Source organism: Massilia sp. 01N410, from assembly GCF_056399665.1.
In genome coordinates, this window is record NZ_JBFTRV010000012.1 from 1 (window position 1) to 15,757 (window position 15,757).

At 61.4% G+C, this 15,757-nt stretch carries 11 protein-coding genes and 1 tRNA gene; 9 read left to right on the plus strand and 3 right to left on the minus strand.

What is annotated here, in order from left to right:
• The 6 genes from AC1DOP_RS16535 to AC1DOP_RS16560 form a co-directional block, all read left to right on the plus strand.
• Positions 1-420 (plus strand): IS1595 family transposase (locus AC1DOP_RS16535; RefSeq protein ID WP_477252267.1); only part of this gene is annotated, 420 nt, incomplete at its 5' end.
• A 215-nt stretch (positions 421-635) separates the two neighbouring features.
• The gene (locus AC1DOP_RS16540; RefSeq protein ID WP_442122886.1) at positions 636-1,229 is read left to right on the plus strand and encodes a hypothetical protein; all 594 of its coding nucleotides are present in this window, start codon (positions 636-638) and stop codon (positions 1,227-1,229) included.
• 148 nt (positions 1,230-1,377) lie between these two features.
• Positions 1,378-3,648 (plus strand): TonB-dependent receptor plug domain-containing protein, encoded by a 2,271-nt coding sequence (locus AC1DOP_RS16545; protein ID WP_477252270.1) that lies wholly within the window; start codon positions 1,378-1,380, stop codon positions 3,646-3,648.
• 111 nt (positions 3,649-3,759) lie between these two features.
• The gene (locus AC1DOP_RS16550; protein ID WP_477252272.1) at positions 3,760-5,808 is read left to right on the plus strand and encodes a M13 family metallopeptidase; all 2,049 of its coding nucleotides are present in this window, start codon (positions 3,760-3,762) and stop codon (positions 5,806-5,808) included.
• 91 nt (positions 5,809-5,899) lie between these two features.
• The gene (locus AC1DOP_RS16555; RefSeq protein ID WP_442122889.1) at positions 5,900-7,972 is read left to right on the plus strand and encodes a M13 family metallopeptidase; all 2,073 of its coding nucleotides are present in this window, start codon (positions 5,900-5,902) and stop codon (positions 7,970-7,972) included.
• Positions 7,973-8,047: 75 nt separating this feature from the next.
• The gene (locus tag AC1DOP_RS16560) at positions 8,048-10,108 is read left to right on the plus strand and encodes a M13 family metallopeptidase (RefSeq protein ID WP_477252275.1); all 2,061 of its coding nucleotides are present in this window, start codon (positions 8,048-8,050) and stop codon (positions 10,106-10,108) included.
• 91 nt (positions 10,109-10,199) lie between these two features.
• On the opposite strand, the gene AC1DOP_RS16565 is transcribed toward AC1DOP_RS16560, so the two are convergent.
• Both AC1DOP_RS16565 and AC1DOP_RS16570 read right to left on the minus strand, forming a co-directional pair.
• The gene (locus tag AC1DOP_RS16565) at positions 10,200-11,384 is read right to left on the minus strand and encodes a right-handed parallel beta-helix repeat-containing protein (RefSeq protein WP_442122891.1); all 1,185 of its coding nucleotides are present in this window, start codon (positions 11,382-11,384) and stop codon (positions 10,200-10,202) included.
• A gap of 317 nt (positions 11,385-11,701) precedes the next feature.
• Positions 11,702-12,613 carry a c-type cytochrome gene (locus AC1DOP_RS16570; RefSeq protein ID WP_442122892.1) on the minus strand — a complete coding sequence of 304 codons (912 nt, stop codon included), beginning with the start codon at positions 12,611-12,613 and terminating at the stop codon, positions 11,702-11,704.
• Between the two features lie 197 nt (positions 12,614-12,810).
• Between AC1DOP_RS16570 and AC1DOP_RS16575 the strand changes: the two genes are divergently transcribed.
• Positions 12,811-12,886: transfer RNA gene (locus AC1DOP_RS16575), tRNA-Arg, on the plus strand.
• Between the two features lie 139 nt (positions 12,887-13,025).
• Here the strand turns inward: AC1DOP_RS16575 and AC1DOP_RS16580 are convergent.
• The gene (locus AC1DOP_RS16580; protein ID WP_477252278.1) at positions 13,026-13,637 is read right to left on the minus strand and encodes a hypothetical protein; all 612 of its coding nucleotides are present in this window, start codon (positions 13,635-13,637) and stop codon (positions 13,026-13,028) included.
• 429 nt (positions 13,638-14,066) lie between these two features.
• On the opposite strand from AC1DOP_RS16580, the gene AC1DOP_RS16585 reads away from it, so the two are divergent.
• Positions 14,067-14,981 (plus strand): hypothetical protein, encoded by a 915-nt coding sequence (locus tag AC1DOP_RS16585; RefSeq protein WP_477252280.1) that lies wholly within the window; start codon positions 14,067-14,069, stop codon positions 14,979-14,981.
• A gap of 294 nt (positions 14,982-15,275) precedes the next feature.
• A complete protein-coding gene (locus AC1DOP_RS16590; RefSeq protein WP_477252282.1) occupies positions 15,276-15,749 on the plus strand; it encodes a 3'-5' exonuclease family protein in 474 nt (157 codons plus the stop codon).
• Positions 15,750-15,757 lie beyond the last annotated feature (8 nt).

Consider the following 15,757-nt stretch of genomic DNA (forward strand, 5'->3'; position numbering starts at 1 on the left):
ATCTCGAATGAACAAGTGTGCATCCTGGTGGCACGCGATCGCAGCGGCCAGACCATCGACGCCGTGACCGGCAAGGGCAGCGTGAGCAAGCGGCAGCTGGTGCAACACCTGGGGCCGCGCCTGGCGCGCGACGTGCTGCTGGTGACCGATAGCCATGCRGCCTACCCGGCATTCGCGCGGGAGGTCGGGATTTCGCATGAGGCCATCAACGCGAGGGCCGGCGAAAGAAAGCGCGGTGCGCTGCACATCCAGAACGTGAACGCCTATCACAGCCGGATGCGCACCTGGCTGCTGCCGTTCCGCGGCATCGCCAGCCGATACCTGGGCCACTACTTCGGCTGGCGCTGGGCGCTGGATGGSCAGCGCATTGCCAGTCCAGACGCCTTTTTGAGAGCGGCGCTCGGCAGATTCAACACTTAATGCAAACAGCGCCTTTTTGTATGTACGACTTCATGGAACTTGTAAATCCTTGTATGCCTAAGCTTCCACCCGGTAAGTAATTGTAAGAGTCCAGGCGAGTGGGAGGGGCCGAGCCTATAGTTCTTATCAGTTTTTCTCTCTCTCTCTCCACTCTTGAAGTGGTCTTTACCCACGGTTTCCCCCGTGGGTTTTTTTATGCCCAGGAGCCTCATCAAATGACGATGCGTACGACCATCCGGATGCCCGCGCGACTTGCCCGCGCCTGCCTGTTTGCGCTTGCCCTCGGATCGGCGGGAGCCAGCCTTGCGGTTCCGCTGATGGACTTGCGCGCTGAAGACCTGGTGCCGATGACCTCCGAGTTCAAGAAGTCGCTGAACCTGAACGCCAACCAGCAGACCCTGTGGCAGCAGGTCGAGAGCCGTTCGCGCGCCGTGCTGCGCGAGCGCCAGCACCGCCGCGAGGCGCTGCAGGAACAGGCCAAGACCCTGCTCGCCAAACCAGACGTCGAACTGCGTCAACTGAACGCCCTGGTGGAAGCGGAGAGCGCGATCGCCGTCCAGGAAGACAGGCAGCTGCGTGAACTGTGGCTGGGCCTGAACGACGCCCTCGACGACGCCCAGCGGCGCCAGGTCGCGACCCTGGTGAACGAACAACTGATGCGGGTGGTGCCGGAAGGCCGCCCGGGTGGAGAACGCGGCGGCGAGCGCGGAGGAGAGCGCGGAGGCGAGCGTGGCGGCCGCGGGATGGGCGGTCATGGCCGCGGAGGCATGGGTGGGCCGGGCGGCGGCAGCATTAACATCGGCGGCTAGGAGCCCGTTGCTTTTTCGAGGGATTTGTGTGTTTGCTATGTATCGTAAAGTAACAACGGCTGCCTGATCGTAATTTTGGCTATGCTTAAAGGCTAGAATTGGTTTAACCGGATGGCAACAGTCCGGGCAACCGATAATAACGATAAGCATGAGCAAACTGATCCCGATGGCCTGCCTGGCCTTGCTGGGCACGGCGGGACACGCATGGGCCCTCCCCCAAAGCAGTGACCAGGCAACGGCCTCCGTCGCCGAACCGACTCCCACCCAGACCGACAAGGCCGTGACCGGCAAGCAGGGCGCCCGCAGCGGCGCCGTGCCGGCCGTACCGAAGATCCAACAAGTTACCGTCAGCGGCGCGCGCGCCGACGACCTTGATGCGCGCCGCATCTCGACCGCCGCCAAGATGGTGTTCGGCCGCGAGGAACTCGAGCGCAACGGCGACACCAGCGTCAGCGAAGTATTGAAACGCCTGCCCGGCGTGACCATCGGCGGCGCGCCGGGACGCGGCGGCGGCGGGGTGCGCATGCGCGGCATGGGCAATGGCTATACCCAGATGCTGGTCAACGGCGAGCGTCCGCCGCCGGGCTTTTCGCTGGAGTCGCTGTCGCCGGACCAGGTCGAACGCATCGAAGTGATCCGCGGCCCGGTGGCGGAGCACAGCACCCAGGCGATCGCCGGCACCATCAACATCATCCTGCGCGAAGGCTACCAGCAGAAGGACGTGCAGCTGCGCCTGGCCGACAATATCGAGCAGGGCCGGCATGGCGCCAACGTCTCGCTGGCGATGCCGGGCAAGTCCGGCGCGCTCACCTGGATGATGAGCGGTTCGCTGATGCAGAACCGTCCGCACAACGAGAGCGACACGCTCAACCTCAGCACCCGCAAGGACGGCACGGTCGAGCGCCGCCAGCAGATCCACGACGAGGGCGGCGGCGTCTTCGACGGCGTCTTCCTGTCGCCGCGCTTCTCGTACAAGTTCGCCAACAGCGACACGCTGACCTTCCAGCCCTTCTTCGTCGCCAACCGCAGCCGCAATGGCGCCGACAGCCTGCTGGACCAGCCGCTGGGCAGCGTCGCGCCCGAGTACGCCCGCCAGCGCTCGGATTCGCAGTCGCATTCGGCCTTCCTGCGCGGCTTCGGCAACTGGCTGCACCGTGGCGAGGCCGGCGCCCGCCTGGAGGTGAAGTTCGGCTTCACCGGCGGCCGCAACGACAGCGATACCGTCCGCAACACTTACGATGCCGGCGGCAGCGCGCTGCGCCGCTACCTCGACAGCGACGCTAGCCGCGACAGCGGCGTCAACACTGGCGGCAAGTTCAGCCGTCCTATGGGCCAGGGCCACCTGTTCGCGGCCGGCTGGGACCTGGAAGCCAGCAAGCGCCGCCAGCAACACGTGGCGGCCGGCGACTCCGCTGCCCTGTTCGACGACGGCGGCGCCTCGCTGTCGGCCGACTCGCGCCGCGTGGCCATGTTCGTGCAGGACGAGTGGGACGTCACGCCGCAGTTCTCGACCTATCTGGGCCTGCGCTGGGAGGGTATCCGCGTTACCAGCGAAGGTGGACAGAACGGCGCCGGCGCGGACGTGAAAAACACCTCGAAGGTCTGGAGCCCGGTGCTGCATGGCGTCTGGCGCATCCCCGGCCATGAGAAGGACCAGCTGCGCGGCAGCGTCACCCGCAGTTACAAGGCGCCGGCGCTGAACGACCTGATCGCGGTGCCGACTATCTCGACCTACAACGACGCCACCCGTCCGGACCGCACCGGCAATCCGAACCTGAAGCCGGAGCTGGCCACCGGCCTGGATCTCGCCTACGAGCACTACCTGGGCAAGAGCGGCCTGCTGTCGGCCAGCGGCTTTGTGCGCAACATCGACGACCTGATGCGCCGCCAGACGGTGCTGGCCACGAATGGGCGCTGGATCTCCACCCCGATCAACATCGGCAAGGCGCGGACCAGCGGTATCGAACTGGAAGCCAAGTTCCCGCTGACGGAACTGTGGCCGGCCGCGCCGCTGGTCGACATACGCTCGAACTACAGCCGCTTCTGGTCGCGCGTGGACGGCATTCCGGGGCCGAACAACCGTCTCGACCAGCAGCCGAAGCAGACCGCCAACCTGGGCCTGGACTATCGCGCGAAGGGCTTGCCGCTGACCCTGGGCGGCAGCCTGAACTGGACTCCGGAGACGCTGGTGCAGACCACGGTCAACGAGACGGCGACCACCGGCACCAAGCGCCAGTTCGACGTCTACGGCCTGTGGAAGCTGCCGGCCAACGCGCAGCTGCGCCTGTCGGCCAACAACCTCGACCCGCGCCTGTACGACACCGCGCGCAGCCTCGACACCGGTTCGCTGGTACAGAGCGCGGCGACGCGAGCACATACATATACCCAATTCGGCATTCGCTATGAAATGAAACTGTAGTAATGAAACTGTAGTAAATGCCAGACAAGCGCCCGGTTTTGGCAAGCCGGGCTGTGTTACATTTGCCGATGGCCACAAGCCGTTCTTTTCCCTGCAACCAAGGACACCTTCGTGAAACGTTACCTTCTGAGCACCCTGACCCTGTCGATGCTGGCCGCCTTCGCCAGCGCCGCCGACAATGTCCACTCCGCTGCCGCGGGCACGACCTCCGGCATCGAGACCCAGTACATCGACCAGGGCGTGCGCGTCCAGGACGATTTCTTCGGCCACCTGAACGGCAAGTGGCTGCAGGCCACCGAGATTCCGTCGGACCGTACGAGCTGGGGCACCTTTATCAAGCTGCGCGACGACACCCAGGGCCAGGTGCGCGGCATCATCGAAGCGGACCAGAAGAAGCCGGGCAAGAAGGCCGGCAGCGACGAGCAGAAGATCGGCGACCTGTACACCAGCTTCATGGACGAGAAGAGGCTCGACGCCCTCGGCACCAAGCCGCTGGCCGGCGAGCTGCAGCGCATCCGCGCGCTGAAGGACAAGAAGGGCATCCCGGCCCTGGTGGCCCACCTGTCGCAGATCGGCGTCGCCAATCCCTACGGCATCGGCGTGGCCCAGGATGCCAAGGAGTCGACCAAGTACGCGACCTATATCCGCCAGGGCGGCCTGGGTCTGCCGGACCGCGACTACTATCTGAAGATGGACGACAAGCGCATGGCCGGCATCAAGGCCAAGTACGAGCAGCACGTCGCCAACATCCTGAGCCTGGCCGGCGACAAGGATGCCGCCGCCAAGGCCAAGGCCATCGTCGCCTTCGAGACCGAACTGGCGAAGGTGCAGTGGACCCGCGTCGAGCTGCGCGATCCGAACAAGAGCTACAACAAGATGAGCGTGGACGAGCTGTCCAAGCTGGCCCCGGACTACGACTGGAAGGCCGCGCTGGGCGCCGCCGGCATCGGCAACAAGGTCGACTACGTGATCGTCGGCCAGCCGAGCTACATCACCGGCTTCAACGAGGTGCTGAACAAGACCGACCTCGCCACCCTGCAAGCCTACTTCCAGTGGCAGGTGCTGCGCGAGTTCTCGCCCTTCCTGTCGAAGGCCTTCGTCGACGAGCGCTTCGACTTCTACGGCAAGACCCTGTCGGGCGTGAAGGAGCAGGAACCGCGCTGGAAGCGTGGCGTCGGCACCGTCGAAGGCGCGCTGGGCGAAGCCGTGGGCCGCGAATACGTCGCCCAGTACTTCCCGCCGGAGCGCAAGGCCCGCATGGAAGAGCTGGTGAAGAACGTGCTGGCCGCCTACAAGGAATCGATCGATAAGCTTGACTGGATGGGCCCGGAAACCAAGAAGGAAGCCCAGGCCAAGCTGGCCAAGTTCAACCCGAAGATCGGCTACCCGAACAAGTGGCGCGACTACTCGAAGCTGACCATCAAGAAGGATGACCTGGTCGGCAACGTGATGCGCACCGCGACCTTCGCCTACAACCGCAACATCAACAAGCTGGGCAAGCCGATCGACCGCGAAGAATGGGGCATGACGCCGCAGACCATCAACGCCTACTACAACTCGCGCCTGAACGAGATCGTGTTCCCGGCCGCGATCCTGCAGCCGCCGTTCTTCAACATGGCGGCCGACGACGCCGTGAACTACGGCGCGATCGGCGCCGTGATCGGCCACGAGATCGGCCACGGCTTCGACGACAAGGGTTCGCAGTCGGACGGCGACGGCAACCTGCGCAACTGGTGGACCGCCGAAGACCAGGCCCGCTTCAAGGCCAAGACCGACATGCTGGTCAAGCAGTACAACGCCTTCGAGCCGGTGCCGGGCTACCACGTGAACGGCGAACTGACCCTGGGCGAGAACATCGGCGACAACTCCGGTCTCGCCATCGCCTACAAGGCCTACAAGATCTCGCTGCACGGCCAGCCGGCCCCGACCATCGACGGCCTGACCGGCGACCAGCGTTTCTTCATGGGCTTCGGCCAGGTGTGGCGCTCGAAGATGCGCGACGAGGCGCAGATCAACCAGGTCAAGACCGACCCGCACTCGCCGGGCCAGTTCCGCGCCAACGGCACCCTGCGCAACCAGGCCGCTTTCTATGAAGCCTTCGGCGTCAAGGAAGGCGACAAGATGTACCTGAAGCCGGAAGACCGCGTCACGATCTGGTAATACCAAGCACCACGCATTTAAGCTGATGTATGGGCCGGCGGCGATCCCGCCGTCCCCCAGTAACCCATAACAATCCAAGGGAGATGCAAGAATGAAGAAGCAGTATCTGTTGAGCGCCCTGACCCTGGCCCTGATCGCCAGCGTCAGCCATGCTGAAGGCAGTGGCGCCGCCGCCGCCGCGAAAGTGACCGCCACCAAGGGCCAGACCCTGAGCGCCGGCATCGCCACCCAATACATCGAATCGTCCGTGCGTCCGCAGGACGATTTCTTCGAATACCTGAACGGCAAGTGGCTGAAGACCGTCGAGATCCCGTCCGACAAGTCGAGCTGGGGCTCGTTCATGGAGCTGCGCGAGAACACCCTGCCGCAGCTGCGCGGCATCATCGAAAACGTCGCCTCCAAGAACGCCGCCAAGGGTACCGACGAACAGCGCATCGGCGACTACTACGCCAGCTTCATGGACGAGGCCAGGCTCGAACAGCTGGGCGCGACCCCGCTGAAGGGTGAGCTGGACAAGATCGCCGCGCTGAAGGACAAGTCCGAGCTGCCGGCCCTGCTGGCCCACCTGGGCAAGATCGGCGTGGGCGTGCCCTTCGACTTCGGCATCCACCAGGACAACAAGGATTCGACCAAGTACGTCGCCGACATCGGCCAGGGCGGCCTGGGCATGCCGGACCGCGACTACTACCTGAAGGCCGACGACAAGAAGCTGGCCGACACCAAGGCCAAATACCAGCAGCACGTCGAGAAGATGCTGGCCATGGCCGGCGACAAGAACGCCGCCGCCAACGCGAAAGCCATCGTCGACTTCGAGACCGAGATCGCCAAGGTACAGTGGACCAAGGTCGAGCTGCGCGACCCGATCAAGGCCTACAACAAGGTCAACCTGGCCGACCTGAACACGGTGGCCCCGGGCTTCGACTGGAAGACCTGGCTGGACGCCACCGGCCTGTCCGGCAAGGCGACTTACGTGATCGTCGGCCAGCCGACCTACCTGAAGGCCTTCATGGACGTGGCCAACAGGACGCCGGTCGACACCTGGAAGGCCTACCTGTCGCTGCACCTGATCGAATCCTACGGCAGCTTCCTGTCGAAGAACTTCGTCGACGAGCGCTTCGACTTCTACGGCAAGACTCTGTCGGGCGTGAAGGAAATGGAACCGCGCTGGAAGCGTGGCGTGGGCGCGGTCGAGCGTGCGCAGGGCGAGTCGCTGGGCAAGCTGTACGTGGCCCAGTACTTCTCGGCCGAGAAGAAAGCACGCATGGAAGCGCTGGTGAAGAACCTGCTGGCCGCCTATAAAGAGTCGATCAACAAGCTCGACTGGATGAGCCCGGCCACCAAGAAGGAAGCGCAAGCCAAGCTGGCCAAGTTCAACCCGAAGATCGGCTACCCGAACAAGTGGAAGGACTACTCGGCGCTGCAGGTCTCGCGTGACGACCTGGTCGGCAACGTGATGCGTTCGCGCGTGTGGGCCGCCGACTACGAGATCAACAAGCTGGGCAAGCCGATCGACCGCGACGAGTGGGGCATGACGCCGCAGACCATCAACGCGTACTACAACCCGGAGATGAACGAGATCGTGTTCCCGGCCGCGATCCTGCAGCCGCCGTTCTTCGACGCCAACGCGGATGACGCCGTCAACTACGGCGGCATCGGCGCCGTGATCGGCCACGAGATCAGCCACGGCTTCGACGACCAGGGCGCCCAGTACGACGGCGACGGCAACCTGCGCGACTGGTGGACCGCCTCGGACCACAAGAACTTCAAGGCCAAGACCACGGCGCTGGTCAAGCAGTACAACGCCTTCGAGCCGCTGCCGGGCTACCACGTGAACGGCGAGCTGACCCTGGGCGAGAACATCGCCGACAACTCGGGCCTGGCGATCGCCTACAAGGCCTACCACATCTCGCTGAAGGGCAAGAAGGCCCCGGTGATCGACGGCATGACCGGCGACCAGCGCCTGTACGCAGGCTGGGCCCAGGTATGGCGCTCGAAGATGCGCGAGCAGCAGCAGATCGTCCAGGTGAAGACCGACCCGCACTCGCCGGGCCAGTACCGCGCCAACGGCACGCTGCGCAACCAGCCGGGCTTCTACGAAGCCTACAAGGTCAAGCAGGGCGACAAGATGTACCTGGCGCCGCAGGATCGCGTGATCATCTGGTAATCGTTTCGTCATCGTGACGATGTAAAGGGCCGCGGCATGCCGCGGCCTTTTTTTCAATCGAAAGGGACTCCTGTCATGAAACGTCTCGCCCTGAGCGCCCTGAGCCTGGCACTGATCGCCGGCTTCGCGCATGCCGCCGAAGGTGCATCCACCAAGTCGGCGCCGGCTTCCCGCCCAACCCTGGCCAGCGGCATCGCCACCCAGTACATCGATCCGTCGGTGCGTCCGCAGAACGATTTCTACCAGTACCTGAACGGCAAGTGGCTGCAGACCGTGCAGATCCCGGCCGACCAGGCCAGTTGGGGTTCCTTCGACCAGCTTTATGAGAATTCGCTGGCCGAGCTGCGCGGCATCATCGAGAAAGTCTCGGCGGATGGCGCGCCCCGGAATGCCGATGCCAAACGTATCGGCGACTTCTACGCCAGCTTCATGGACGAGGCGCGCCTGGAGCAGCTGGGCTTCACGCCGCTGAAGGGTGAGCTCGACCGCATCGCCGCGCTGAAGGACAAGACGGAGCTGCCGGCCCTGCTGGCCCACCTCGGCAAGATCGGCGTCAACGTGCCTTTCGACTTCGGCATCCACCAGGACAACAAGGACTCGACCAAGTACGTCGCCGACATCGGCCAGGGCGGCCTGGCGATGCCGGACCGCGACTATTACCTGAAGGACGACGACGAGAAGCTGGCCGACGCCAAGGCGAAGTACGAGCAGCACGTCGAGCGCACCCTGGCGCTGATCGGCAACCCGCGCGCCGTGTTCGACGCCAAGTCCATCGTCGGCTTCGAGACCGAGATCGCGAAGCTGCAGTGGACCAAGGTCGAGCTGCGCGACCCGATCAAGGCCTATAACAAGGTCGGCCTGGCGGACCTGGACAAGCTCGCCCCCGGCTATGACTGGAAGACCTGGCTCGATGCCGCCGGCCTGTCCGGCAAGACGACCTATGTGATCGTCGGCCAGCCGAGCTATCTGAAATCCTTCGTCGAGCTGTCGAACAAGACCTCGCTGGATACCTGGAAGGCCTATCTGTCGATGCACGTGGCCGATGCCTATGCCGGCTATCTGTCGAAGGCCTTCGTCGACGAGCGCTTCGGCTTCTACGGCAAGACCCTGTCCGGCGTCGAAGAGATCGAGCCGCGCTGGAAGCGCGGGGTCGGTGCCATCGAACGCTCGCAGGGCGAGGCGCTGGGCAAGCTCTATGTGGCCCAGTACTTCCCGCCGGAGCGCAAGGCGCGCATGGAAGCGCTGGTGAAGAACCTGCTGGCCGCCTATAAACAGTCGATCGACACGCTCGACTGGATGAGCCCGAAAACCAGGAAGGAAGCCCAGGCCAAGCTGGCCAAGTTCACGCCGAAGATCGGCTACCCGAACAAGTGGAAGGATTACTCGGCCCTGGTGGTGAAGCGCGACGACCTGGTCGGCAACGTGATGCGCGCCCGCGTGTGGGCCGCCGACTACGAGATCAACAAGCTGGGCAAGCCGATCGACCGCGACGAATGGGGCATGACCCCGCAGACGGTGAACGCCTATTACAACCCGGAGATGAACGAGATCGTGTTCCCGGCCGCGATCCTGCAAGCGCCCTTCTTCGACGCGAATGCGGACGATGCCGTCAACTACGGCGGCATTGGCGCCGTGATCGGGCACGAGATCAGCCACGGCTTCGACGACCAGGGCGCGCAATACGATGGCGACGGCAACCTGCGCGACTGGTGGACCAAGGCCGACCACAAGAACTTCAAGGCCAAGACCGCGATGCTGGTCAAGCAGTACGACGCCTTCGAACCGCTGAAGGGCTACCGCGTAAACGGCGAACTGACCCTGGGCGAGAACATCGCCGACAACTCGGGCCTGGCGATCGCCGCCAAGGCCTACCGGATCTCGCTGAAGGGTAAGAAGGCGCCGGTGATCGACGGCTTGACCGGAGAACAGCGCCTGTACATGGGCTGGACCCAGGTGTGGCGCTCGAAGATGCGCGACCAGCAGACGATCGCGCAGATCAAGGCCGATCCGCACTCGCCGGACCAGTTCCGCGCCAACGGTTCGCTGCGCAACCAGCCGGGCTTTTACGAGGCCTTCAAGGTGAAGCAGGGCGACAGGATGTACCTGGCGCCGAAGGACCGCGTGATCATCTGGTGATGCGCATCCGGTGATGTGCATCCGGTAATGAAAAAAGGGCCGCAGCGATGCGGCCCTTTTCCTTGGCGGCGCTTGAGCGCCGCGGCAGGGATTACTGTGCCTCGTAGGCGCCGATGTCGATCGTGCCCAGCGCCGGACGCGCCACGCCGGAAGCGACGTGCTTGTACTGCGCCACCGGCTTGAGCGACACGCCCGAACTCGAGGTACCCGGCACCGAACCGGCATTGGTCACCAGCGCATTCGCCAGCGGACGCAGGTCGTAGGCGGCGCGGTTCACGAAGCCCGGCGCCGCTGCGCGGTAGTTGGTCTTCTGGACGGCGCTGGTCTGGGTGGACAGGGTGCCGGTGCCCGCGAAGATATTGTTCTGCAGCAGGGCAGGCGTGGTCACGCCGGAGCCGATGAAGAAGAAGGTGCCGTGCGAGCTGTCGTCGTTCAGGAAGGTGTTGTTGACGACGTACAGGTCCTTGCCCGGGTTGGTCGCGCCTTCTTCGCCGTAGGCCAGCAGGACCGAATTGCTGTTGCTTGCCGGCTGCTCGATCACGTTACCGATCACGTAGGACGTGCCGGCGTTCGGAATGTCGATCTCGTAGCTCGGCTTGCCGGACGCGGTGCTGCCGGTCTGGCCCGCCGGGGTGCTCGAGAAGCGGTTGTACACGATCGTGTTGACTTTGGCGCGCGACTTCAGGTTGTGGCCGACGTTGGCGTCGTGCGAGTAGTTGTAGCGGAAGGTCAGGCTGGCGCTGCTGCCGATGTACAGGTTGTGGCTCTGGCCGTCGCCGTAGCCGTTGTGGCCGAACTCGGTGTATTCGATGACGATGTTGCTGGCGGTGTTGGCGTTGCTCAGGATGCCGTCTTCGTTATCGTGGATGAAGGAGTTGCGCAGCGTGAAGTTGGTGCCTTCCAGGCGCAGTGCGGCGCCGTTGCGGTCGGGCACTTTAGCGCCGTACATTTCAACGTTGTCGACGACGATGTTGCTGCCCTCGACCACCCAGATACCCTTGCTCATGGCGTACTTGCCGCCGGCATTGATCTTCGGACGGCCGTTCACGCCGCGGATGGTCAGGTTGCTCGTATAGATGGCGCAGACGTCGCCGGTATAGGTCGTGTTGCCAGTGATTTCGACCACATCGCCGCTCTTGGCGACGGCAAAGGCCTTGCAGGGAGTTGCGTAAGTCTTGCCCGGACCAACCGACAAGGTTGCGGCCGAGGCGGGAACTGCGAAGGCCAGACCAAGCAGGGCGGCCGGAATGGACAAAGTGAATCGAGCGCGTTGCATGTGTTTCCCCGTAGTTTTCAGAATCGTGTGCGTTGCCGAAATAATACTTTTCGGAAACAACGAAACCTCAGCATATCGGGAAAATTGTCACGCGTTAAGTGCCTAAGCGTAACAGAATCGGGGTACAAATGTAGTTTTCTAGCGGCATTCTCCTATGGCAGAGTCCGCTTTTGGCCCTTGGAGATTGTTACAAATAATGTGTGCGTAAACGATACACTTGGTTAAAAAGACGAACGATTTTCGGTCGTCTGTTAATGACCAGAGGATCGGGACGTGCTAGTGGGAGCCGCGAATGCGGCTCCCGGAAGAGAGTCGGATTACTTCGCGGCAGCGACCATGTAGTCGACTGCGCTCTTGACATCGGCGTCCGGCGCGCTCGATCCGCCTTTCGGCGGCATCATGCCGTTCTTTCCCTGGAAGCCCTTGATGGCGTGCTCGTGGAGCACATTGGCGCCCTGGGCGATGCGCGGTGCCCAAGCGGCCTTGTCGCCGAATTTCGGCGCGCCGGCGATGCCCGCACCGTGGCAGGCGACGCAGGCCGCGCTGTACAGGGTCTTGCCGGCGCCGCTGGCGCTGGCCGTCGCTTCGGCTGCCGGGGCGGCCGGGGCCGCGGCAACAGCTGCAGACACCGGTGCGGGAGCAGCAGCGGGAGCGGCTGCGCCGGCTTCGGCCGGTGCGGCAGCCGGCGCCGCGTTTGCCGCAGTGGCCGCCGCCGGGGCGGCAGGCGCCTCCGGCTCCTTGAACTTGGCGCCCGACTGGTTCGCCATATAGACCATGGCGCGCGCGACTTCGACGTCGTCGAGGTCAGGATTGCCGCCCTTGGCCGGCATCGCGCGGATACCCTGGATGGCGTGCTGGAGGAGGGTGTCGTAACCCTGCTTGATGCGTGCGGCCCAGGCGCCGGCATCGCCGGCCTTCGGTGCGCCGGCTGCGCCGGTGCCGTGGCAGGCGGCGCAGGTCGAGGTATAGACGGCCTGGCCGTTCTGCAGGACCTTCGGTGCGTTGGCGTCCTTCAGGGTGAAGCCTTCGGCGGCGACCGGCTGGATGCGGGCGGCGACGGCTTCTGCGTTCTGGGTGGAGCCTGCTCCGGACAGGTGGGTGTTGGTGACGAAGGTTACCAGCAGGATGATGCCGATGACGATGACAAGAAAGAACCCGGCGACGGCCACAATGAGTTGTTTAGGGGTTCGGATAAAAGACTGATGTTCACTCTGATGTGCGTCGCTCATGATTTCCTTACTAACTTATATAGATAAAAAAACCTGCCAGCCTCTAAAGGTTCCTTGCATAACAGAAAGAACCTCAAGTGAGCGATTATAGAACAATCTAAGTTATAGGAAACGCAATTTATGCAGTCTGCTTCTGCTTATCCATAGACGGGACGCGTGGAACGCTGTATCCTTCGCATCACTTCCGATTTTCCAGGGCGGCTGTAGCTCAGTGGATAGAGTATTGGCCTCCGAAGCCAAGGGTCGTGGGTTCGATCCCCGCCAGCCGCGCCACCATTCTTCGTAAAATCAAGCAAGTACGAAGTGCACGAGCTTGCACAACAGTGCAAAGTTCAACATGACTTGGCACACTCACTGTGCCAAATTTGTGCCGTTCCCTACGTGTATTTTTTGAGACACTGGCACACACTTCTTACTGCTGCTTAGCGATCAGTTGAGCTAATTTTTCCCGCTCTGCTTTTCGCAGGTTCTTCCAGTGCTCCACAGACTCTTTGTCAGTAGGGTCGACGGAAGCTGACGACGTGTGGCCCAGTATTACCCACTCCGTGAACATTGGTCGGTCACTGCAGACGAGTGCCACCATCTCGAGCGTAGGCTCGGCTTTCCTTAAAATGACTTTTCGCCAGTCGTCGGCGGTTATTCCGCATCGGTAACGTCCGGCCAGGTACTTGAACAGTTCTTCGCCCCGCGGAGAAGCGAACTCATCGATTACCCAGTTCAGCCTGTCACCGATCGTTTGATTTTTCCGAATGACCGGCGGCTCGACACTGAAAGGAAATTCTTCTTTTCCTGGCAAGTGGACGCCTCGAACCAGCCATGCCTCGTCTTCTGGGTACGTTTCAACCCAGAATTTGACCTGGTCCTTCCCAGCCTCTTGACGTCGATAGAAGAAGTTCTTCCACTTCCACTCAGGGATACTGCTTGCTTCTTCAAGCAGTCGAAAGCGGCCTCTATGGCCAAACCGCCTCTCGACCAGTTCACGTAACCGCTCGCTAAGCTCAACGTCTTTTAGAGTTTTTGTCATCTGTGGGGTTCTGCAAACACAACGTAAACAGTGCGAAAAAATCGCACTATTATGATGTAGTGTGCTAGCATGTGCTCATTAGTGCGAAAAATTTACACGATATGATAACACCTCTTATCCAACCAGAGCTTCTCGACGTTAATCAACTTGCACAAATACTGCATAAATCGCCAGCCAGTATCAGGAGTGATGCGTCAAGAAATCCCGCAGCACTCCCACCTATCTGTCGACTTCCAGGTAACAAGCGACTGTTGTTCCGTTCGGCAGACGTTCACGAATGGATAGCTGGTCACGTCAGCGCTTGCGCAACGGCTTCCGCGCCGGCCGCCGTAGCTCAAAGCGCTGGGGGCAAGCGTGCTCGAGGTCGACCACGAAAGACAGCACTGGGTATGCCACCTATTCGAAACACCGTTTACGGCACGAACTCGAATGAGTGATGCAGTGATTATTCGCCGCAAGGTTGCGTCGAACTTCACGGTCTTGGACAACGCAATCATTCGTGATACGCGGCTGAGCTGGAAGGCTCTTGGCTTATTGGTTCGACTGCTATCTCTGCCGCCGAACTTCAAGCTGCGTCTTGTCACGTTATCGCGAGAGAGACCAAGTGGGCGTGATGCGACACGTTCCGGCCTGAAAGAGCTGGAGCAATCAGGATACCTAACGATCGTACGAGAGCGGGAAGCTTCCGGTAAGTTCACAACGACTACCTGGATCATTCAGGACAAGCCTGAGAGCCAGCCAGAGCCGGGAAATCCGAACGTGGTTAAACCGACGACGGTCAGCACGAAGCTGGAAAACCCGACGCAAGTAAGTACTGATTTAAAGCAAGAATTTTATATAACTACAACTACTACGCAGGAACAAACTGGAAAGCCAGATCAAGCAAGAGACGAGCAACTGACACTAGCGGTTCCTGCGGAGCTTAAAGCAATCCTTCCGGTTATCAGGCTGCTTCCTTTAAACCTCCAACAGGACATCATTGACGAAATCGAGGGGAAGCTTCGTAAGGGCACCCTACGTTCAAGTCCGGTTGGTTTAGCGAAATACTTCGCCGACAATCCTGGCTCATTTGTATTAAGCGACGGGACGGAGGTACGTCGTGCTCGTGCACGTATAGTTGAGGACAAACACAGAGAGCAGCAGGAAGTGGAGCAGCGAAAAGCATATAGCGAAAAGCTTAATGCTGAGCTGGCACAGATGACTGACGAAGAGTTTTCTTCTGTGTGCGCAAAGCTTCCACCGCGGATTAGAAGTCGGGTTGTTCAGCAGCGCCTGGAAGCTTTCGCAGGGCAGTCGACGTCATCTGCTGATCAACAACCGGTTTACGAACACGCGCTTAGGTAAGATCACTATGATCATCAACAAACTTTGGAAATGAGACGGCGGACTATGAGTTACGACACGAGGCCATTATGGGAGGCTGCTCTGAGGCGGGAACCGACAGCTGCGGTGATGCCCTGCAAGTGTGGATCTATGCCAGCGCCAGTCACTAACATATCGGGTGAGCAGCGCCGCCGCTGCTGGCCCTGCTATGAAACAGAGTTCCGAGCAGCCATGGATAACTGGAGTAGCTGACTTCAAAATAGCATGCAGTTGGGTTCACATACTACATGCGAGTGCGGAATAAAAAGGAACTATATGATGAGTGAACAGCTTGTCTTCATAGATACTGAGTTCACATGTTTTTCTGATCCTCAGTTGATCAGTATTGGCCTAGCGGCATCTACTGGAGAAGAGTTTTACGCAGAAGTGCCGTATGTTTTTGGCCGGTGTAGTGAGTTCGTGCGGGAAGTTGTGGTTCCTCTGCTCGGCAAGGATGTCGCATACCCATATGACGAACTACATACCCACCTGCGGAACTGGTTCGCTGTGGTGAAAGCAGCCGACGACATTACGATTTGTCATGATTCGGAGTTTGATCGGACACTTTTTCTTCAGATCTTCGATAACCGCCCGCCGCAATTTGTCCGCTTCAGGGACGTAAGCGAGCGACATATCAACGAGTTGCTCCGCTACGAATTCCACGTCAAGAACAACTTGCCGGAGCATCATGCTCTCCACGATGCGCTAGCATTGCGCTACGCCTTTCGCGAGTGGCCACCATCGAAATAACCTTTACT